The 18281-nt window shown below is 68.0% G+C and carries 18 protein-coding genes; 10 read left to right on the top strand and 8 right to left on the bottom strand.

Going from position 1 to position 18281, the window contains the following annotated elements:
• Positions 1-108: 108 nt before the first annotated feature.
• Positions 109-1437 carry an MATE family efflux transporter gene (locus ABFX56_RS08070; RefSeq protein ID WP_346232737.1) on the bottom strand — a complete coding sequence of 443 codons (1329 nt, stop codon included), beginning with the start codon at positions 1435-1437 and terminating at the stop codon, positions 109-111.
• Positions 1438-1654: 217 nt separating this feature from the next.
• On the opposite strand from ABFX56_RS08070, the gene ABFX56_RS08065 reads away from it, so the two are divergent.
• The 4 genes from ABFX56_RS08065 to ABFX56_RS08050 are packed head-to-tail and all read left to right on the top strand — an operon-like array spanning position 1655 to position 5718.
• Complete coding sequence (locus tag ABFX56_RS08065) at positions 1655-3109, top strand: lipase maturation factor family protein (RefSeq protein WP_346232736.1); 1455 nt, start codon at positions 1655-1657, stop codon at positions 3107-3109.
• Positions 3106-4161 carry a type III polyketide synthase gene (locus ABFX56_RS08060; RefSeq protein ID WP_346232735.1) on the top strand — a complete coding sequence of 352 codons (1056 nt, stop codon included), beginning with the start codon at positions 3106-3108 and terminating at the stop codon, positions 4159-4161. Before ABFX56_RS08065 ends, ABFX56_RS08060 begins: the two co-directional genes overlap by 4 nt.
• On the top strand, positions 4158-4673 hold the full coding sequence (locus ABFX56_RS08055) for an isoprenylcysteine carboxyl methyltransferase family protein (RefSeq protein WP_346232734.1): 516 nt from the start codon (positions 4158-4160) through the stop codon (positions 4671-4673). The genes ABFX56_RS08060 and ABFX56_RS08055 overlap by 4 nt, the downstream gene beginning before the upstream one ends.
• Before the next feature lie 13 nt (positions 4674-4686).
• Positions 4687-5718 (top strand): NAD(P)/FAD-dependent oxidoreductase, encoded by a 1032-nt coding sequence (locus tag ABFX56_RS08050; RefSeq protein WP_346232733.1) that lies wholly within the window; start codon positions 4687-4689, stop codon positions 5716-5718.
• Between the two features lie 72 nt (positions 5719-5790).
• On the opposite strand, the gene ABFX56_RS08045 is transcribed toward ABFX56_RS08050, so the two are convergent.
• The 4 genes from ABFX56_RS08045 to ABFX56_RS08030 all read right to left on the bottom strand — a co-directional run bounded on the left by ABFX56_RS08045 (position 5791) and on the right by ABFX56_RS08030 (position 10510).
• Positions 5791-6489, bottom strand: coding sequence for an HAD hydrolase-like protein (locus tag ABFX56_RS08045; protein ID WP_346232732.1), 699 nt, complete (start codon positions 6487-6489; stop codon positions 5791-5793).
• A gap of 125 nt (positions 6490-6614) precedes the next feature.
• A complete protein-coding gene (locus ABFX56_RS08040; protein ID WP_346232731.1) occupies positions 6615-8375 on the bottom strand; it encodes an aldehyde dehydrogenase family protein in 1761 nt (586 codons plus the stop codon).
• Between the two features lie 60 nt (positions 8376-8435).
• Positions 8436-9131 carry an endonuclease NucS gene (nucS, locus tag ABFX56_RS08035; protein WP_346232730.1) on the bottom strand — a complete coding sequence of 232 codons (696 nt, stop codon included), beginning with the start codon at positions 9129-9131 and terminating at the stop codon, positions 8436-8438.
• A 110-nt stretch (positions 9132-9241) separates the two neighbouring features.
• The gene (locus ABFX56_RS08030) at positions 9242-10510 is read right to left on the bottom strand and encodes an MFS transporter (RefSeq protein ID WP_346232729.1); all 1269 of its coding nucleotides are present in this window, start codon (positions 10508-10510) and stop codon (positions 9242-9244) included.
• Between the two features lie 76 nt (positions 10511-10586).
• Here ABFX56_RS08030 and ABFX56_RS08025 point away from each other — a divergent pair, with 76 nt between their 5' ends.
• A complete protein-coding gene (locus ABFX56_RS08025; protein ID WP_346232728.1) occupies positions 10587-11681 on the top strand; it encodes a LacI family DNA-binding transcriptional regulator in 1095 nt (364 codons plus the stop codon).
• 3 nt (positions 11682-11684) lie between these two features.
• Here the strand turns inward: ABFX56_RS08025 and ABFX56_RS08020 are convergent, their stop codons facing one another.
• Positions 11685-11855, bottom strand: a complete 171-nt coding sequence (locus tag ABFX56_RS08020; protein ID WP_346232727.1) for a hypothetical protein — start codon at positions 11853-11855, stop codon at positions 11685-11687.
• A 477-nt stretch (positions 11856-12332) separates the two neighbouring features.
• Here ABFX56_RS08020 and ABFX56_RS08015 point away from each other — a divergent pair, with 477 nt between their 5' ends.
• Complete coding sequence (locus ABFX56_RS08015) at positions 12333-12611, top strand: hypothetical protein (RefSeq protein WP_346232726.1); 279 nt, start codon at positions 12333-12335, stop codon at positions 12609-12611.
• A gap of 196 nt (positions 12612-12807) precedes the next feature.
• Here the strand turns inward: ABFX56_RS08015 and ABFX56_RS08010 are convergent, their stop codons facing one another.
• Both ABFX56_RS08010 and ABFX56_RS08005 read right to left on the bottom strand, forming a co-directional pair.
• Positions 12808-13059, bottom strand: coding sequence for a hypothetical protein (locus ABFX56_RS08010; RefSeq protein WP_346232725.1), 252 nt, complete (start codon positions 13057-13059; stop codon positions 12808-12810).
• Positions 13049-13297, bottom strand: coding sequence for a DUF2249 domain-containing protein (locus tag ABFX56_RS08005; RefSeq protein WP_346232724.1), 249 nt, complete (start codon positions 13295-13297; stop codon positions 13049-13051). Before ABFX56_RS08005 ends, ABFX56_RS08010 begins: the two co-directional genes overlap by 11 nt.
• A 76-nt stretch (positions 13298-13373) precedes the next feature.
• Here ABFX56_RS08005 and ABFX56_RS08000 point away from each other — a divergent pair, with 76 nt between their 5' ends.
• The 4 genes from ABFX56_RS08000 to ABFX56_RS07985 all read left to right on the top strand — a co-directional run bounded on the left by ABFX56_RS08000 (position 13374) and on the right by ABFX56_RS07985 (position 18215).
• Positions 13374-13766 (top strand): PPOX class F420-dependent oxidoreductase, encoded by a 393-nt coding sequence (locus ABFX56_RS08000; RefSeq protein ID WP_346232723.1) that lies wholly within the window; start codon positions 13374-13376, stop codon positions 13764-13766.
• Between the two features lie 55 nt (positions 13767-13821).
• Positions 13822-15774 (top strand): M13 family metallopeptidase, encoded by a 1953-nt coding sequence (locus ABFX56_RS07995; protein WP_346232722.1) that lies wholly within the window; start codon positions 13822-13824, stop codon positions 15772-15774.
• Between the two features lie 134 nt (positions 15775-15908).
• Positions 15909-16676, top strand: coding sequence for a serine hydrolase (locus ABFX56_RS07990; protein ID WP_346232721.1), 768 nt, complete (start codon positions 15909-15911; stop codon positions 16674-16676).
• A 288-nt stretch (positions 16677-16964) separates the two neighbouring features.
• Positions 16965-18215, top strand: coding sequence for a hypothetical protein (locus ABFX56_RS07985; RefSeq protein ID WP_346232720.1), 1251 nt, complete (start codon positions 16965-16967; stop codon positions 18213-18215).
• Positions 18216-18281 lie beyond the last annotated feature (66 nt).

Below are 18281 nucleotides of genomic sequence, written 5' to 3'. Positions count from 1 at the left end.
CGGCCCGTCTCAACCCGTTTCAAGGAGTTTCTGTCCCCGCCCGACCGGCCCACAGGCATCCGGACCCCTCGGAGACAGAAACTCCGTGAAACGGGACCGGGCGGTGGGTCAGCCGACGCCGGTGACGATCCAGCGGGTGCCGCGGGCGCGCAGGCCCAGAGTGAGGGCGCGGGCGCCGATGTATCCGAAGCCGAACGCGGCCCAGAGCCAGGACAGGCCCGCAGCCGGGTGTGTGACGTCGAGCCAGATCAGCAGTGGGGCGTACATCGCCAGGTTCACGCCCCCAGAGATTGCGAGGTACCGGGCATCGCCGGCCCCGATCAACACACCATCGAGCACGAAAACGTAACCGGCCAGCGGGATGCCGCCGGCCATCACGAGCATGGTGCCAGTGAGCATCCGGTGCACGGCGGGATCGTCGCTGAACACCGGTCCAATCAGCGGGGCCAGGATGAGGATGACGATGGCCAATACCGCGCCGGTGAGCAGGCCGTGACTGACAAGGCGCCGGGTAATGGCGGAGACGCGCGGTACATCCGCGGCGCCCAAGCCATGCCCGATGAGCGCCTGGCCGGCGATGGCGAGGGAGTCGAGGATGAAGGCCAGCGTGGAGAACAGCGTGAGCGCGATCTGCAGTGTAGCCAGCTCGGTGATGCCGAAGTCCGCGGCGACGAAGACGGTCGCGAGCATCGCCGCGCGCAGGCTCAAAGTGCGAGCGAGCAGCCACACGCCTGCGTGGGCGGCGCCACCCACGCCGCGAAAACCCGGTCGCAAGCGTGCGCCGGCGGCGCGGGCGGCGCGGACGGCGATGACGAGGTAGACCGCCGCCATCGCCCACTGCGCGACAACGGTGCCGATGGCGGAGCCGGCGATGCCCCAGCCAAAGCCATAGATGAAGATGGCACTAAGCGCGGCGTTGGCGCCGAAGCCGGCGATGGCGACGAGCAGTGGGGTCTTAGTGTTCTGCAGGCCGCGCAGCAACCCGGTAGCCGCGATGACGAGCAGCATTCCGGGAATACCCCACAGCGAGATTCCGAAGTAGGTGTGGGCAGCTTCTGACACCAGCGGCGTTGCGCCGAAAAGTCGCACCAGCCATCCGGACGTCGGCACCCCGATCGCGACGATGCCGATGCCGATGGCGAGGGCAAGCCACATCCCATCGATGCCGGCCCGGATGGCGCCGACGCTGTCGCCCGCGCCGAGCCGACGGGCCACGGCGGGCGTGGTGGCGTAGGCAAGGAAGATGAGCAGCCCGGTGACGGTCTGGAGGATGGCGCTACCGATGCTGAGCCCGGCCAGCGGCACCGCGCCAAGATGGCCGACGAGCGCCGTGTCGGTGAGCAGGAACAGCGGTTCGGCCACCAACGCACCGAGCGCCGGCAGCGCCAGGCGCAGGATGTCACGGTCAACGTCGTTCAAGGTAGCGATGCGGGCCACTTTACCGGCCTGGCCTGGCTGTTCTGGCCCCTGGCATCCGCGGTCACGTGCCCAGGCATCCGCACCCTTCTTCCGTCCCGTTTCACGGAGTTTCTGTCTTCGGGGCCGCCAGATCGCCGTGAACCTACTCCCGTGGAGCAGAAACTCCTTGAAACGGGTTGTGGACGTCGTGGCGGGGAGGGAGGGCGACTTGTCGAGGGGGCGCCGCGGTCCTAGCGTGAACGGAATGGATTGGTTCAACGCGGCAGACTACGAATTCGCGCGGCAGGTGCTGCAGCGCGGGGTCGCATTGATGTACCTGGTCGCGTTCGCCTCCACGGCCGCGCAGTTCCGCGCGCTGCTGGGCGAGCATGGATTGCTGCCGGCGCCCGTACTGCTCAGGCACAAGAGTGCAGTGCGCGGTCCGACCCTGTTCCGCTGGCACTACTCGGACCGGTTTCTGCTCGCAGTGGCCTGGACCGGCATCGTGCTCGCTGCCGCCACCGTGATCGGTATTCCGCAGGCGCTGCCGGCCTGGGTGCCGCTGATCGTGTTCCTGGTGATGTGGCTGCTCTACATGTCGATCATGAACATCGGCCAGACCTTCTACGGCTTCGGCTGGGAAAGCCTGCTGCTCGAGGCCGGATTCCTCGTCGCCTTCCTCGGCTCCGACGAGGTGCAACCACCGCGGTTCATTCTGCTGCTCACCGCGTGGCTGGTATTCCGCCTGGAGTTCGGCGCCGGAATGATCAAGATCCGCGGCGATCGATCGTGGCGCGATCTCACGGCGCTCTTCTACCACCATGAGACCCAGCCGATGCCCAACCCGGTGAGCCGGTTCGCCCACCTGCTGCCCAAGCCGGTGCACCGCGCCGAGGTGATCGGCAACCACTTCGCACAATTGATCGTGCCGTTCTTCCTGTTCGCCCCGCAGCCGATCGCGAGCGTCGCCGCCGCCATCGTCATCCTCACCCAGCTGTGGCTGGTCATCTCCGGCAACTTCGCCTGGCTCAACTGGATCACCATCGTGCTCGCCTTCGCCGCCGTCAGCGACACCACGGCGCACGGGCTCATCCCCGCCATACCGCTCGACTGGGGATCGGGCACCTACACGCCGGTGTGGTTCCTCAGCCTCGTCCTGGCCGTCACGGTGTTCCTGGTGTTCCTCAGCTACTGGCCCATCCGCAACCTGCTCTCGCGCCACCAGCTGATGAATGCCAGCTTCAACCGCTGGCACCTCGTCAACGCCTACGGTGCCTTCGGCAGCGTCACCAAACGCCGCTACGAGGTGATCGTCGAGGGGACCCTGGATGTCTCACCGGACGACACCGCCGACTGGCGCGAATACGAATTCAAGGGCAAGCCGGGCGACCCGGCACGGATGCCGCGCCAGTTCGCTCCCTACCACCTTCGCCTGGACTGGCTGATGTGGTTTCTGCCGCTGGGTTCCGTACACGAGCGGTGGTTCTATGCGTTCCTGGAGCGGTTGCTCGAGGCCGACCCACTCACCCTGCGGCTGCTGCGCGTCGACCCGTTCGGTGGGCAGCGTCCGCACTGGGTTCGCGCCCGCATGTTCCTTTACCGGTTCGCCACCAGGGCGGAGAAGCGGGAAGGCGGACTGTGGTGGATCCGCGAACCGGTACAGGTGGCCATCCCGCCGGTCTCGCTGCACCCCGAAACCGCCCGGTCATGAGCCGCATCGTGGCAGTCGCGCCGGTGCTGCCCGAGTTTTCCTACACTCAGGCGGAGATTACGCGCGAACTCGTCGCCCTCATCGCCCCGGAGGCCAAACACCGTGCCGTCCTCGAGCGGATGCATGCCGCTAGCGGCATACAACGTCGCCACACCGCTCTGCCGCTGGAGCGCTACCGGGACCTCGGTGCGTTCGAGGAGACGAACGACCTCTTCATCGAGGTCGCCACCCGGCTCGGCGAAGCAGCCATTCGCGCCGCGCTCGACCGGTGCGCCCTCACTCCGGCCGACGTGGACTTCATCCTGTTCACTTCGGTCACCGGCATCTCAGCGCCCTCCATCGACGGTCTGCTGGTGTCGAAACTGGGGCTGCGTCCCGACGTGAAACGGATGCCGTCGTTCGGCCTCGGCTGCGTCGCCGGTGCCTCCGGCATCGCCAGAGTGCACGACTACCTGCTCGGGCATCCGCGCGACGTCGCCGTGCTGCTCAGTGTCGAGCTCTGCTCCCTGACCCTGCAGCGCGGCGACGAGAGCATGGCCAACTTGGTCGCCTCCGGGCTCTTCGGCGACGGCGCCGCCGCGGTCGTCATGGTCGGCGACGAGCATCGGTCTGCCGCCGGACCGACCGTCGTTGACACCCGCAGCTCCTACTACCCGGACACGCAGCAGGTGATCGGCTGGAACATCCGCGGCACCGGATTCGAGATCGTGCTGTCGTCGGGCGTCGCCGCGGTGATTGAGCAGAACTTCCCGGCCGATGTGAGCGCGTTCCTGGCCGCGCACTCACTCGGTGCCCGCGGCATCGATACCTGGATCGCCCATCCCGGCGGCCCGCGCGTGCTCGAGGCGTTCGCGCAGGCGCTCGGCCTGTCACCCGCATGTTTCCAACTCAGCTGGAATTCCCTGGGGGCGGTCGGCAACCTCTCCTCGGCCTCGGTGCTGCACATTCTGGCGGATGCGCTCGCGCGCGGAGTGCCACCCGGTGCCTCGGGGTTGCTCTTCGCACTCGGGCCAGGGGTCAGCGCGGAGTTCGTGCTGCTGGGCTGGCCATGATCGTCTACCTCGCGCTGCTCGCGGCGACCGGAGCGGAGCGGATCGTCGAACTCGCGTTGTCCACACGGAACGCCGAGGTGGCGTTCGCGCGCGGCGGCGTCGAGTACGGGAGGGGGCACTACCCGGCGATGGTGACGTTGCACGTCGGGCTGCTCCTTGCCTGCGCCGTCGAGGTGCTGGTGGCCGGCCGGCCGTTCCTGCCCTGGCTCGGCTGGCCAATGTTCGTGCTCGTGCTGCTGAGCCAGGCGCTTCGGTACTGGTGCATCGCCACGCTCGGGCAGCAGTGGAACACCCGGATCATCGTGGTGCCCGAGGCAGGACGGGTCACCGGAGGACCGTACCGGTTTCTGCCGCATCCGAACTACGTCGCCGTCGCCGTCGAAGGTCTCGCACTGCCGCTCGTACACACGGCCTGGATCACGGCACTCGCCTTCACCGCGCTCAACACCGTGCTGCTCGTGGGAGTCCGCATCCCAGCCGAGGACCGTGCGCTGAAGGCCCTGCGGCCGTGAGCAACTGCCGCCGATGAGCGCGGAACCGAGCGTGGACGTGCTGGTGGTCGGCGGCGGCCCGATCGGACTGGCCGCGGCAATCGAGGCACGGCTGGCCGGACTGACGGTCGGGGTGCTCGAGCCCCGTCCCGCGCCGATCGACAAGGCCTGCGGAGAGGGGCTGATGCCGGGGGCGGTCGCAGCGCTTCAGCGACTCGGGGTGCGCCCCGTCGGCTGGGAGCTGTCCGGGATCAGCTATCAGCGGGCCGGGCCGGGAACGAAATACCGCGCGGACCATCGGTTCACGAACGGCAACGGACTCGGTGTGCGCCGCACCGTGCTGCACGCCGCCCTCACCGCCCGGGCCGCCGAATTGGGTGTTGAACCGGTCGCCATCAAGCTCGACTCCCTCGTCCAGGACAGGGAAGGCGTCCGGGCGGGCGGCCTCCTGGCGCGATGGCTGCTCGGTTGCGATGGGCTGCACTCGCGCGTGTCGGCACTGGCCGGACTGGATGCGCCGGCCCGAGGCATGCGGCGCTTCGGGCTGCGGCGGCACTTCGCGGTCGCGCCGTGGAGTTCCTTTGTCGAGGTGCGTTGGTTGCCGGATGCCGAGGTGTACATCACGCCGGTCGCGGCCGACCTCGTTGGGGTCGCGGTGCTCGGCCCGGCTCACACCGACTACGCCCGTGCCGTCGCCGCCGTGCCGGAGCTGAGTGGCCGGCTGCCGGCCGGCCCGCTGCGCGGCGCCGGCCCGTTCCGGCGCCGTACCGCGCGACGGGTCGCCGGGCGGGTGCTGCTGGTGGGCGATGCCTCGGGCTACGTGGACGCCATCACGGGCGAAGGCATCCGGGTGGGCCTGGCGCAGGCTCGGGCGGCGATCGCGTGCATCGTCGCCGGCGACCCGGGACGATACGAGCGGGACTGGCGTCGGGCCAGTGGCGACTTCCGCAAACTCACCGGCGGAGTGCTGGTGCTGGCCGGATCACCGCTACGCCCGGCGATCGTGCCGCTGGCGCAGCGCCTGCCCGGCCTGTACGGGACCGTGGTGGAGCGCCTCGCGCGCTGACCGCATCCGTTCATCCGGTGTTGCGTTTTCGGACGAGCGCGGCCGCCTCGGCGGCCACCCCCGTCCGAAGGGCTATCGTTCGGTGGTTCTTGGCACCGTCGTCGATCGTGCCGGGTCGCCGAGCAGCAAGGTGCGCAGCGCCTCCGGTGTGCCGGCGACGGCGATCGCGCCGGCCTGCTCGGCGGGGCTTCCGTAGCCCCACTCGACGTAGATGGTCGGCACGCCGTGCGCTGCGGCGCCCTCGACGTCGTGGATGCGGTCACCGACCATGACCGGGCGGGAGACGTCGGCGCCGATCGCGGCCAGTCGACGCAGTGCTTCAGCGACGACATCCGCCTTGGCGCTACGGGTTTCGTCTTCGGTGGCCCCGGTAATGACGTCGAAGTACTGGCGGAGCCCGTAGGCGCTCAGCATATTCGTGGCCGGCAGTTCCGGCTTGGAAGTCGCCAGCGAGGTCGGGATGCCGCTGTCGTGGATGGCCTCGAGCACCTCGGCGATGCCGGGGTAGGCGGAGGTGCCGGTGACCCCGTTGAGGGCGTACTCCTTGCGGTAGATCGCGAGGGCGTGAGCCGACTTCTCCGGGGAGAAGCCGGCGAAATCGCGGAACGCATCCAGGATCGGCGGACCGACGTAGCGGAGCAGTTCCGCTGGAGCGGGCACGGGCAGCTCGAGGGCTTCGAACATGTGGGCGAGCGTCGCGGTGATTCCGGGAGCGGAATCGGCGATCGTGCCATCCAGATCGAAGAGGATGCAAGACCAATCGGGTTTCATTTGTTCTCAGCCTACGGAAGTTCCGGCGCGATCGAGTTCCCCGGGCTTCTGCAACTGTTCCCATTCCGGCTGGTTGTGCCCCGCGCAACGGGCACACTAAGCCGGAACGGGAACAAATACGGAGGCTAGCCGCGCAGCGCGGAAGCGAAGATAGCCGGCAGTTTGCCCCAGGACGGGTTCGCCGCGAATTGCGTGAGCAGCCGGGAGGTTGCCGTGCCGGTGCGGTTGTTCAGAAACCACGGCGGCCGGGGCGCGACCGCGAATTGGCCGTTGCTCAGCGCGCGGTGGGCGGGTTGGAACGGGCCGCGGGCGATGGTGCGTTCCGGCGCATCCAGTAGCAGCGCGTTGTGCACCACGCCGATGCCACTGCCCACGTTCCGAATCGTGTTACCGGGGAAGGCGCCCCAGCTGGCGCCCGCGGTGAGGAAGCCCAAACCGGTCCACGTGTTGACCGCGATGGTGCCGTAGCGCAGGTCCACGAGCGCCTTCTCAAAGGCGGGTCCGAGCCGGCGCAGCGTGCGTGGATGCGCGATGACGTTGGCGCCCAGCGTGCCGGTCAGTCGGTCGTTGGCCATCGCGACCGCCGCGCCGAGGTAGTCGGTGCCACGCCCGGGCAACTCGACGATAGCCAGCACCGGGGCGAAGTACTCCGTCGAGAGCGCGTCGGCCGGACCCGCGGCATCCGACACCGCATCCGCCACAAGCAATCGCCGCCCCGCGGGACCCAGGATGCGCGCCGTCGGATACGCGGCCTTGGCGGCGGCGACCCGACGGTCGCTGCCCGGGTAATAGCTGGGGCGCTTCGGCGCGCGGTCGAGGGCGTCCGCGATTTCTGCCACGAAGGTGTCTTTCAGTGCCCAGTCCGACGGCAGGATCACGACCTGGCTGGCGATGCAGTTGTAGCCGCCGTTGTGCAGCCGCTGGGTGGCGATGTTCTCGGCCTGGAAGCGCAGGTCGGCTCTCGACCAGCGCCCGGGCAGCACGATGATGGGGGAGACGCCGCCGAGCTCGCTCGTGATCGGTTTGTCGAGCAGCGGAGTGTTCTGCGCCCTCCGAGCAGCCGCATCCTCGCCGGTGCCCCAGACGATCGCGTCGTGGGTGGCGGCACTGCCGGTGATGTGCACGTGCGCAACCTGCTCGTGGTGCACGAGGTACTGGCCGGCCTCGGCCCCTCCGGTCAGGATGCGCAGCACGCCGAGGTCGATCAGTGGGGCGAAGACCGACTCGAAGACCGGCAGCATCGCGTCCGTGATCGGATTGAGCTTGAGCGCTACGACCCGGTTCTGCGCGAACAGTTCGTAGAGCACGTCGAGTGCTGGGATGGAGGTGATGTTGCCGGCGCCCAGCACGGCGACGATGCCGTCGGTCGCGTCAGGGGTGCGGGCGGCGAGACCCGCGCGGCTGCGGATGGTCTCCTCGGTCACCTCCGGTGGCATCCAGACCTCGACGGAGTAGCCGTTGAGCAGCAGCGAGTCGAACACGCTGCTCGGCAGCACCTGCACCGCCTTGCGGCCGCCGGGCGCGTCGCTGATCGGATGCCCGTCGACCGGGCTGCCGCCCGCCGCGAGCTTCTCGAGGCTCTCCGAAAGCAGGTCGGTGCCGGTAAGCACCGGGTACGGGCCGGACAGCCATTCCTCGCCGATCTGCGGGGCATCCAACTCGACGCCTTTGTACGACGCCGCGGCGGCGACCCACGCCTCCGCCTGGCGGGCCCCCGCCTCGTGCACCTCACGCAGCAAAGCGATCCGGCGGCGCAACCCGGTGGCCGCCCAGGCCTTCTCGCCGGCGGCCAGCTGCCCGAGTGCGCGGTCGATAGCGGCGGTGTCGAGTTGCGGCGGCTGCACGAGCTCGGTTGGCGAGGTAACGGATGCCCGGATTCGGTCCATGAGGTCCCCTTCGATCGCCACCAGACTACGTCGCAGGCCTCCGGAAGCCCGGTGCGAAAGTCAGAAAAGACGCAGGTGGCCGTCGTCCATGCCGCGCATCGCATCGTAGTCGAGCACGAGGCACCGGATGCCGCGATCCCGCGCCAGAGTGCGTGCCTGCGGCTTGATCTCCTGCGCCGCGAACACCCCCTCGACCGGTGCCAGCCGCGGGTCCCGGTTCATCAATTCCAGATAACGGGTGAGCTGCTCCACGCCGTCGATGTCGCCGCGGCGTTTGATCTCGATCGCGACCGAGCCGCCCGTCGCATCCGTCGCGAGGATGTCCACCGGACCGATCGCCGTCATGAACTCGCGGCGCACCAGGCGGTAACCGTCGCCGAGCAGTTCGATCTGCTCGGCCAGGAGCTTCTGCAGGTCGGCCTCCACGCCGTCTTTGGTGAGCCCGGGGTCGATGCCGAGTTCGTGCTCGCTGTCGTGCAGTATCTCGTGCACGCTGATGAGGAGCAGATCGGAGGTCTTGCCTTGCACGACCTTCCAGACCTCGGTGACGCCGGCCTCTGCCTGATCCGGCTCGGGGGCGACGACGGAGAGCACCGAGGGTGGGCTCATCCAGTTCAGCGGTTTGTAGGAGAGTGAGTCGGAGTGTACGAGCACGCTGCCGTCGGCCTTGACCATGAGCAGGCGGGTGGCCAGTGGCAGATGGGCGCTGAGTCGCCCGGCGTAGTCGACGGAGCAGCGGGCAATGACGAGACGCACGGTTACCAGGGTACCTGGACGGCTCGGGGCCGCCGTCCCGCGGAACAACTGCGTCCGTTTCGGCTAATAGTTGCCGTTGCGCCGGGCACAGTTAGCCGGAACGGGAACTGTTATTCGACGGCGGGCTCCACCGGGGCAGCGGACGCGGTCGCGCCCGGCTCCCGGGCCGCGTGGGACACCGCGCCGGCGAGCGCCACCAACACGAGCACGACCAGCAGTCCGTTCAGCAGGCCGATGTGCTCGCCGAGGAAGCCGATCAGCGGCGGGCCGACCAGAAACGCGCAGTAGCCGATCGTGGCGACCGCACTCACCCGCGCCGCCGCGGTCTTGGGGTCATCCGCCGCCGCCGACATCCCGACCGGGAAGCCGAGCGCCGACCCGAGTCCCCACAGCACGACCCCGACGGTGGCGATCCAGGCATTGGGCACGAAGATCATGATGAGCAGACCCAGGGTTGCCAGGCCCGCGGATGCCCGCAGCACCGGTACCCGCCCGTAGCGGTCGAGCACCAGAACACCGAGCAGGCGCCCCACGGTCATCGCCGTGACGAACACGCCGAGCACAATCGCGCCGGTGGCGTTGTCCACGCCGTGACCGTCGACCATGGCGAGCGCGAGCCAGTCGTTGGCCGACCCCTCGGCGAACGCCATCCCGAGCACGATCAGCCCGATCAGCAGGGTGCGCGGCTCGCGCCAGATGTCCAGCCGACCGCGCCGCACCGTGGAGGGATCCGCCTCCGCGGAGGCCTCCTCGGCCACGAGGTTCTCGGACTGCAGGAATCGCACGGCGACGTGGGCTCCGGCGATCATCACGGCGGCGATGATGGCCGTGTGGATCGCAATGGGCAATCCCGCCCATTCCGCCAGCGCGCCGCCGCCGGCGCCGAGCATCGTTCCGAAGCTGAAGCAGGCGTGGAAGATGGGCATGATGCTGCGCCCCGACACGCGCTCGTTCGCGGCCCCGGAGACGTTCATCGAGACATCCGTGACGGAGAAGGCCGCTCCGAAGATGGCGAGGCCGATGAGGACGGCGGCGAAACTCGGTCCCACCGTGGCGAACACGCCGGCGAACGCGAAGCCGACCGGGCCGATCGTGAGGCACCAGGCGATTGTGCGGGCCGCCCCGAATCGCGCGATGATCTGTCCGGATGCGAGCAGGCCGAGGATCGACCCGGCCGCCAGCCCGAAGATGAGCATCCCCATCTGGAGCGTGCTGGCCCCGAGGGCGTCGCGGACCGCCGGCACCCGGGCGATCCAGCTGGCCAGGCCGATGCCGCACAATCCGAAGATCGTGAAGGTGGCGTTGCGCCAGGCGACCACGTCGTGGCGGGTGAGCCCGCCTGGGTAGTTACGGGTGGGCGAAACGGTGCTCTTGGACATGATTCCCGGGGTTGGCTGATGGCGCGGATGGCCTGGAATCGACTCGATCGAATCGATTCGACTAAGCTACCAAGTCATGAGCACCGAGGCAAGCGCGCGGGCGCGGGAGCACCATGAGCGTAACGTCGTCCACCGCCCGAACCTCGCGGAGGTCGCGGCGCTGGCCGGGGTATCCCCGTCCACCGCATCCTTGGCCTTCAGCGGGTCGGGGCCGGTCTCCGGGCAGACGCGCGCCCGGGTGCTGGCGGCGGCGGCGACGCTCAACTACGCAGGCCCAGATCCACGCGCCCAATCGCTGCGCCGTGGCCGCTCCGGCATCGTCGGGGTCGTCATCGAGGATCGGCTTCGCGACGCCTTCCGCGATCCGATGAACATCGCCATGCTCGACGGCCTGGCCGACGAAACCGGCGCTCTGGGCTCGGGCCTCCTGCTGCTCACCGACACCGGCGACGGTGCTGTGAGCATGGACACCGCGCCCCTGGATGCCGTCGTGCTCGTCGGCTGCAGCACCCGCCTGGATCGTGCCGTCGCCATTCTGCGGCGGCGCGGTGTGCCCGTCGTTGCGATCGAAGCGGCGCCCATGGAGGGTGTGCTCGACATCGCGTTGGACAATCGTGAGGCATCGCGCGCGATGGCGCGGCATCTCAAAGAGCTGGGTCATGCGCACGTCGCACTTGTCACGCTGCCGCTCGACGCCGAGCGGTCGCGTGGACCGCTCACCGCCCGGCGCGAGGCAGAAAGCACCGGATTCACCGCATCCGAACGCCTGCGCGGTGTGCGTGACATCTTCCCGGAAGCATCCGGGTGGGTGGCGGCGGGCAGCCTGATCGACGAGGGGAGGCAGGCGGGATTCGAACTGCTGGCAAATGCCCGCACCCGCCCGACGGCCATCATCGCGCAGAGCGACTTGCTCGCTGCCGGCGTCATCCGGGCCGCGGAAGAACTCGGCCTTCGGGTTCCGGCGGACGTGAGCGTGGCCGGTTTTGACGGCATCCGGCTGGATGGCCTAGCGCCCCACGAATTGACCACAATGGTGCAGCCGGCGGTCGAGAAGGGCCGTGCAGCCGGCCGGGCGGTCGGGATGCTGTTGGGCGGCGGGCAGGCGCAACCGGCCTCCTTCACCAGTACATTCCGCCGCGGGAATACAACCGCCGCTCTGGCGCGGCGGTAGCCTTCACGAGTCCGCATCGGTCGTAGTCTCGGTCTCCTCCGCCACCGCCTCCAAGTTGGCTTGCTCGAGGTTTTCCAGGTGCGTCAGCGAGGGGTGCGGACCGAGGTCGGTCTGTCCCTGCTCGGTCATATCGCCGACCGGGACGTCGGTGCCTGAGGTGGATTCGTCGCTCATCGTGAACCTCCGAAGATCGGTGTCGTCCGCACGTGCTGGCACCGAGGATAAGCCGGATGGCCGTCTGCGTCGAGAGTAGGAGTTCCGATCCCGCTGCGCACTCTGCCCACCTCCCAGTACCTGCTTGAACCATCTCAAGGAAATCGTGCGTCGGGCATGCCGGGAGCCGGCAAATCGGGGACATTCTGACCGAATCTCCTTGAAACGGGACACGCTCGTGTTCGATGCGGATACCGATCGCCGGGATCTGGCTACTCACGGTCGGCAGCGCCTCCGCCGCCGCACAAGAGTTCGGCACCCCCGAGCAAAGCGCCGCACTGGTCAAGCTGGCCACCGCCAACCCCGCGCTGCTCGCGATCCGTGGCGCGGTGCCGGTCGTGGACTTCGACTGGAGCGCCGGCCTCATCCTCACCGGTATCGGCGTGGTGCTCGCCGCGGCGGCCGTTGTCGTGTTCCGCCGAAGGGGTTTCCGGGGCGGTGCGGTACCTGCAACTGGTCGGCTTCGTCGCCCGGATACCGGTGAGCGGCTCCCGCCGGGATCGCTATGCGATCGTGCGGTCCTGGTACGCGATGACGATGACCAACATCGCGGTGTATCAACAGGTCGCGGATGCGGCGACGGCCGGCGCCGCGACGCTCCCGCCCCAGAGTGCGGCGCGGGCGCGCGTGGCAGAGATGGCGGAGTTCTTCGTCTTCATCCAGCAGAGCCTCGGGAAGCTGATGGCGGAGTGGGAGGAGCGCAGGGCGACGGGGTGAGTGCGGGAGGTCTCGATACGCGGCCTCGTTCCTCGGTCGCTACTCGACCCGCGGATGCTCCCGTCGAGCCTGTTCCGGTGGTCGGGCCTGTTCCAGTGGTCGGTCCTGTTCCGGTGGTCGAGCCTGTTCCGGTGGTCGGGCCTGTTCCGGTGGTCGGGCCGGCTCCGGTGGTCGAGCCTGTCGAGACCCCCGGCGACTACTCGACCGGCGGCGAAGACTCGCCGGCCTCCTGCTTCGCCTCCAGGCGCGCCAGGTAGTGCATTGCGCCATCCAGCCGGTCCGCCTGCTTCGGGTAGAGCCCCCGCACCATCGTCCACCCCTGGGCAGCGAGGGCCGCGGCTTCTTTCGGATGCCCGGCATCGCCCAGCGCCCGGCACGCCTTGGCCAGTACGCGAGTCAGTCCATCGATCGGGTCCGGGGAGTCGGCCGGGTTCGGCTCAGCTGGCACGGCTGATCGCGACGCGCCAGATCTCGGGGCCGGCCTCTTCGTAGGTCCACTCGTAGCGTCCAGGCCAGAGCGCTTCGCTCTGGTAGCGCAACGGCTTCGGGTCGTGGTCGTTGAGGATGACGAGTGACTCGCCGATGCTCAGGTCGTCGAGGCGCGAGAAGATGATCTCGTGGCGCTCGCCGTGGGGCAGGGTCCGCACATCGAGGGGGGATCCGTTCGCAGTCGATGGGTCGGTCATGTGAGCTCCTTGGGCCGCGTACTCGGTCACGCGCCTGCCTTCGATCCTATGGCCAGGGCATGCCTAGGCTGAGGGCATGACCGAAATCCCCGCCAGCCACCGCGCCATCCTCGAACAAGCCACCATCGCGCACCTGGCGACGCTGAGGCCGGATGGTCGCATCCAGCTCAACGACATGTGGTTCCTGTTCGACGGGGAGAACATCCGGTTCACCCACACCAACAAGCGGGTCAAGTTCCGCAACCTGCAGCTCAACCCGGCCATGACGCTGTCGGTGACCGACGTGCACGACCGTTACCGTTTCGTCGAGTTGCGCGGGCGGCTCAGTGAGGTGATCGACGACCCGACCGGCTCCTTCTATCAGGTGCTCGACCGGCGTTACGGCGCCGGGCACGATTCGCCAGCACCGGCGGATGCGGCGGACCGGGTCATTCTTGTCATGGCCATCGACGTCGTCCGCGTTCGCTAACCCGCAGCGAAGCTTGTGCTGCGCCCGCCTCGGCGCACTCGCATAGGCTTGACGCATGAGCCCCGACAGCCCCCTGAAATCTGGAATTCTCGTCGACGAGCTGGATGGGGACATCCGGCCTCAAGACGATCTGTTCCGTCACGTCAACGGGAAGTGGATTGCGCGCACCGAGATCCCCGCAGACAAGGCCAGGTATGGGTCGTTCTACGTGCTGGCCGAGGAGGCCGAAAAGGCGGTGCGCGACATCATCGTCGAAGCCCAGAACGCCGAGCCGGGCACCGAGGCGCGCAAGCTCGGCGACCTCTACGCGAGCTTCATGGATGAGGCCCGTGCCGAGGAATTGGGTGCCAGCCCCCTGACGCCGCTGATGAGCGCGGTCGCCGCCGTCGACTCCGTCGACACACTGCTCACCACTCTCGGTCACCTCGAGCGCAAGGGCGTAGGCGGGTTCTTCCAACTGTTCGTCGACAACGACCCCGGCGACCCGGAACGCTACCTCGTCTTCCTCGAGCAGGGTGGCCTGGGACTGCCCGACGAGTCCTATTACCGGCAGGACACGTTCGCCGAGGTGCGGGAGCACTACGTTGGGTTCCTCGAGCGGATGTTCGGTCTCGCTCACTTGGACGACCCGGCCGGTCGGGCGAAACGCGTCTTCGCGCTCGAGACCGAACTGGCCGGGCACCACTGGGACAACGTGGCCTCCCGCGACAGTGAAGCCACCTACAACCTGCGGACCTGGGATCAGGTCGACCCTGGCTTCAACCAGTGGCGCACCGCGCTCGACGTGCCCGCCGGCTCACTCGACGAACTCGTCGTGCGCCAGCCCAGCTTCGTCCAGGGGGTAGCCGCGCTGCTCACCGCCGATCGCCTGGACGCCTGGCGCGACTGGCTCAGCTGGCAGGTGATCCGTTCCTCCGCTGCCTACCTGTCGAGCGACTTCGTCGAGGCGAACTTCGACTTCTACGGTAGGACACTGAGTGGCACTCCTGAGCTGCGCGCCCGCTGGAAACGGGGTGTCTCGCTGGTGGAGGGCTCGCTCGGCGAGGCCGTCGGCAAGATCTACGTCGAGCGACACTTTCCGGCGGAAGCGAAAAGGGCGATGGACGTGCTCGTGGCCAACCTGGTCGAGGCCTACCGTCAGAGCATCACGACGATCACCTGGATGACCGATGCCACCAGGGCACGCGCCCTGGAGAAGCTGGAGAAGTTCACCCCGAAGATCGGCTACCCGGCCAAGTGGCGCGACTACTCGAGCCTTCGGATCGACCCGGCTGACCTGCTCGCCAACGTGCGGGCCACCACGGAGTTCGAGTTCCAACGCGAACTGGGCAAGATTGGCAAACCGCTGGACCGCGACGAGTGGTTCATGACCCCGCAAACGATCAACGCCTACTACAACCCCGGGTTCAACGAGATCGTCTTCCCCGCCGCGATCTTGCAGTTCCCCTTCTTCGATCCGACCCGCGATGCGGCGGCCAACTACGGCGCGATCGGTGCGGTCATCGGCCACGAAATCGGCCACGGATTCGACGATCAGGGCTCCAAGTACGATGGCGACGGCCGCCTCACCGACTGGTGGAGCGCCGAGGACCGGGTCGCGTTTGAGAAGCTCACGGCCTCCCTGATCGAGCAGTACAACGCCCTCGCTCCACGCCAGGTGCCGGATCACCACGTCAACGGCGCGCTCACGATCGGCGAGAACATCGGGGACCTCGGTGGCCTCGACATCGCCTGGAAGGCATATCTGCTTTCCTTACAGGGCGACGAGCCGCCCGTGATCGATTCGATGACCGGAGCGGAGCGCTTCTTCCTCTCCTGGGCGCAGGCCTGGCAGCTCAAGGCCCGCGATGAGGAGGTCATCAGACTGCTGGCGATCGATCCGCATTCGCCGAACGAGTTCCGCTGCAACCAGATCGTCCGCAACATCGACGAGTTTTATCGCACCTTCCATGTCGCCGGGGGAGACGCCCTGTGGCTGGACCCGGATGACCGAGTGACCATTTGGTAGCCGCAGCACAGAATCAAACGCGCCGCGAACGGATGCGCGCGCGTACTCCAGGGCGTCATCGCGCGGAGGAGGTCGGCGAGAATTTCTCCGGCTCGTTCCGAGCGCTGGGCCAGCTGGCCTACTCAGGCGCGCAGGTGTCGGCAAACGCTATCGACCTGGCCACCGGCACGACACTGCTCTCGGCCGACGACCACGTCGTGCTGCCGACGGCCGGCGTCGGACGCATCCTGTTGCTCATCGAGGTGTCGGCGCGCATCACCGAACGCGACCACGCCGGGCTTGGCATCCTCGACAAGACCGAGCAGGATGCCACCAAGGGCCCGGGTCTGTGGCAATTCCTGCAGGCGCCGGCGTTGCCCGCCGTCGACCTGGCCACCCTGATCGGCGCGACCGCGGACAGTGTCGCCGTCAACACCTTGCTTCGGCAGGTGGGACTGGACGCGGTGCGCACCCGAGCGGAGTCCCTCGGGTTGAAGCACACCGCCATGCTCGACCGGGTGCGCGATCGTCGCGGACCGGATGACGCGCCGCACGTCTCGGTCGGATCGACCTCAGAACTCACCGCCCTGTTCGCAGCGCTGGCTCGCGACGCGGTGGTGGATGCGCCGACGAGCCGGCGAGTGCTCGGCTGGCTGTCCCTCGGCTTCGACCTGTCCGGGGTGGCGAGCGCGTTCGGGCTGGACCCGCTGGCGCATCGGTCGGCCGAGGCCGGCATCCAGCTGATCAACACGACGGGCAGTTCAGGCGGCGTGCGTTCGGAGGCCGGTTTGCTCTACGGACCGAAGGCGGCGGTAGCGTACGCCGTCACGGTGACCCTCGAGGAGTCCGGCGTCGCGGCCCGGCTGCGTGTCGTCGATGCACTGCGCCGGATGGGTTATGACCTGCTGGAACACGTGTCCTGACCGGAAAGTCGACACACTGAATGTCGAGTTGTCCTCCGAATGGGGGTCATGGTAGCTTGAGCCTGCACTGAGTTGGGCGGAACCCCTAGTTCGCCTCACTTCCCCGACAGTGTGCTCAGGAAGGTGATACCCGAACCACTTTTACGGCCGTCTCCGGCCACTTCTCTGCGAACCCGAATCGCATCGAGCCCTGCCCCCTCCTTAACCTCGTGACCGCTCCGAGGCTCAGGAAGCTCGCGTCAGTGCTTCGTGGATCGCGTGTACCCGAACACATATCCCGAGGAAACAATGCACAAGAAAATACTGGCGGCGGGAAGCGCGCTGCTTCTCCTGGCTGGGCTCATGGCGCTCGGCGCTGGTCAGGCTAGTGCCGGCAACGATGGTCAGGTCTGCGCCGGATTCGACTCCGGCAAGATCGACGTGTCGGGCTCTCACTTGGCGCTCGAAGTCGCGGCGCCGGCAGGCCAACTCATCGACGGGTACTGCATCAAGGCAGGTTCCGTGCAACAGGGACTTGGCCCGAAGTGGGTTGATGTGAATCCGCCGGTCGCATCGCTGACCATCTCCTACCCCACCGCCACGAAGAACATCAGCCATTACGCCCTCTCCTATACCCCAAGCACTGCTTCCAGCACGCCGCCGACGACGGACGCGTGCCCCGACATGCCCGGTCCCCAGAGCGCGGGAACGGTGTGCGTGACTATGCCGCCGGAGACGGATGCCTGCCCCGCGATGCTGGGCAACCAGAGCGCGGGAACGGTGTGTGAGACGGTGCCGCCTGTCGGCGAATGCAGTGACACTCAGATGCGCGATGATGCGGGACACTGCGTTTCGTTGCCGCCGACCCTCGCGGTGGCCGGGCTGGTCACCACGACGGACCCGACCTGCGCAGCGCCGGCACAACTTGTTCTCGGGTCGGGTGCGTTTGCATCCTGGAACGAGGTCGTGTACTCCGGCGACGGCAATCTGCACTATTCCGTGACGGCCGCGGCCCACGATGGCCGCCTGTTCAGCACGGGACAGGCAACGATGACGCTGACCGGCGATCTTGCGCCAGCGTTGTCCGCGTCCGATCCTGCCTGCGTCGAGCTCTCGACGCATCCGCTGGTCACTCCCACGGTCACCTTCGAGAACCTGGGCTGCAGCGCCAACGGCACCTATACGCTCGCGTCCGCGGAGGGACTCGACGAGGGAATCCTCTGGACCGTCGACGGGAAAGCCGTGACCTCAGGTAAGCATCTAGTGAGGTCGGCGGGGATCGTTACCGTCACCGCCGCGCCGAACGCGCCGACGTACGGCTTCAGCTTCGACACCCAGACCACGTGGGCGCTGAATTTCACGGATGCGCAGGACTGCGGCGATCTGACGACTCTCGCCCTCCCCGGCGATGACAGTCTCGCCTCCACCGGTGCCAACGCCAACGTCATCAACTTGAGCCTGCTTCTGGCTGGGGGTCTGCTGTTGCTCGGCGGCGGGCTGCTCTTGCTGCGTCGCGCCTTGGTCATCACCGAGAAGCGGTTCCGCCTCGACAAGAGGTAGCCAGCATTCACAGACGAGAGACGCCCTGACCCCTCAACAATGATGGGTCAGGGTGCCCCTCGGCCG

The organism is Parafrigoribacterium mesophilum, assembly GCF_039652555.1.
In the GTDB taxonomy this organism is placed as follows: domain Bacteria; phylum Actinomycetota; class Actinomycetes; order Actinomycetales; family Microbacteriaceae; genus Parafrigoribacterium; species Parafrigoribacterium mesophilum.
This window is presented reverse-complemented; position numbering and strand designations above follow the sequence as displayed.

Excerpts from the sequence above, each read along its gene's own strand:
- ABFX56_RS08000 (WP_346232723.1), top strand. The coding sequence starts at position 13,374 with ATGACCGAAATCCCCGCCAGCCACCGCGCCATCCTCGAACAAGCCACC.
- ABFX56_RS08040 (WP_346232731.1), bottom strand. The coding sequence starts at position 8,375 with ATGGACCGAATCCGGGCATCCGTTACCTCGCCAACCGAGCTCGTGCAG.
- ABFX56_RS08055 (WP_346232734.1), top strand. The coding sequence starts at position 4,158 with ATGATCGTCTACCTCGCGCTGCTCGCGGCGACCGGAGCGGAGCGGATC.
- ABFX56_RS07995 (WP_346232722.1), top strand. The coding sequence starts at position 13,822 with ATGAGCCCCGACAGCCCCCTGAAATCTGGAATTCTCGTCGACGAGCTG.
- ABFX56_RS08045 (WP_346232732.1), bottom strand. The coding sequence starts at position 6,489 with ATGAAACCCGATTGGTCTTGCATCCTCTTCGATCTGGATGGCACGATC.
- ABFX56_RS08060 (WP_346232735.1), top strand. The coding sequence starts at position 3,106 with ATGAGCCGCATCGTGGCAGTCGCGCCGGTGCTGCCCGAGTTTTCCTAC.
- ABFX56_RS08005 (WP_346232724.1), bottom strand. The coding sequence starts at position 13,297 with ATGACCGACCCATCGACTGCGAACGGATCCCCCCTCGATGTGCGGACC.
- ABFX56_RS07985 (WP_346232720.1), top strand. The coding sequence starts at position 16,965 with ATGCACAAGAAAATACTGGCGGCGGGAAGCGCGCTGCTTCTCCTGGCT.
- ABFX56_RS08030 (WP_346232729.1), bottom strand. The coding sequence starts at position 10,510 with ATGTCCAAGAGCACCGTTTCGCCCACCCGTAACTACCCAGGCGGGCTC.
- ABFX56_RS08025 (WP_346232728.1), top strand. The coding sequence starts at position 10,587 with ATGAGCACCGAGGCAAGCGCGCGGGCGCGGGAGCACCATGAGCGTAAC.
- ABFX56_RS08050 (WP_346232733.1), top strand. The coding sequence starts at position 4,687 with ATGAGCGCGGAACCGAGCGTGGACGTGCTGGTGGTCGGCGGCGGCCCG.
- ABFX56_RS08020 (WP_346232727.1), bottom strand. The coding sequence starts at position 11,855 with ATGAGCGACGAATCCACCTCAGGCACCGACGTCCCGGTCGGCGATATG.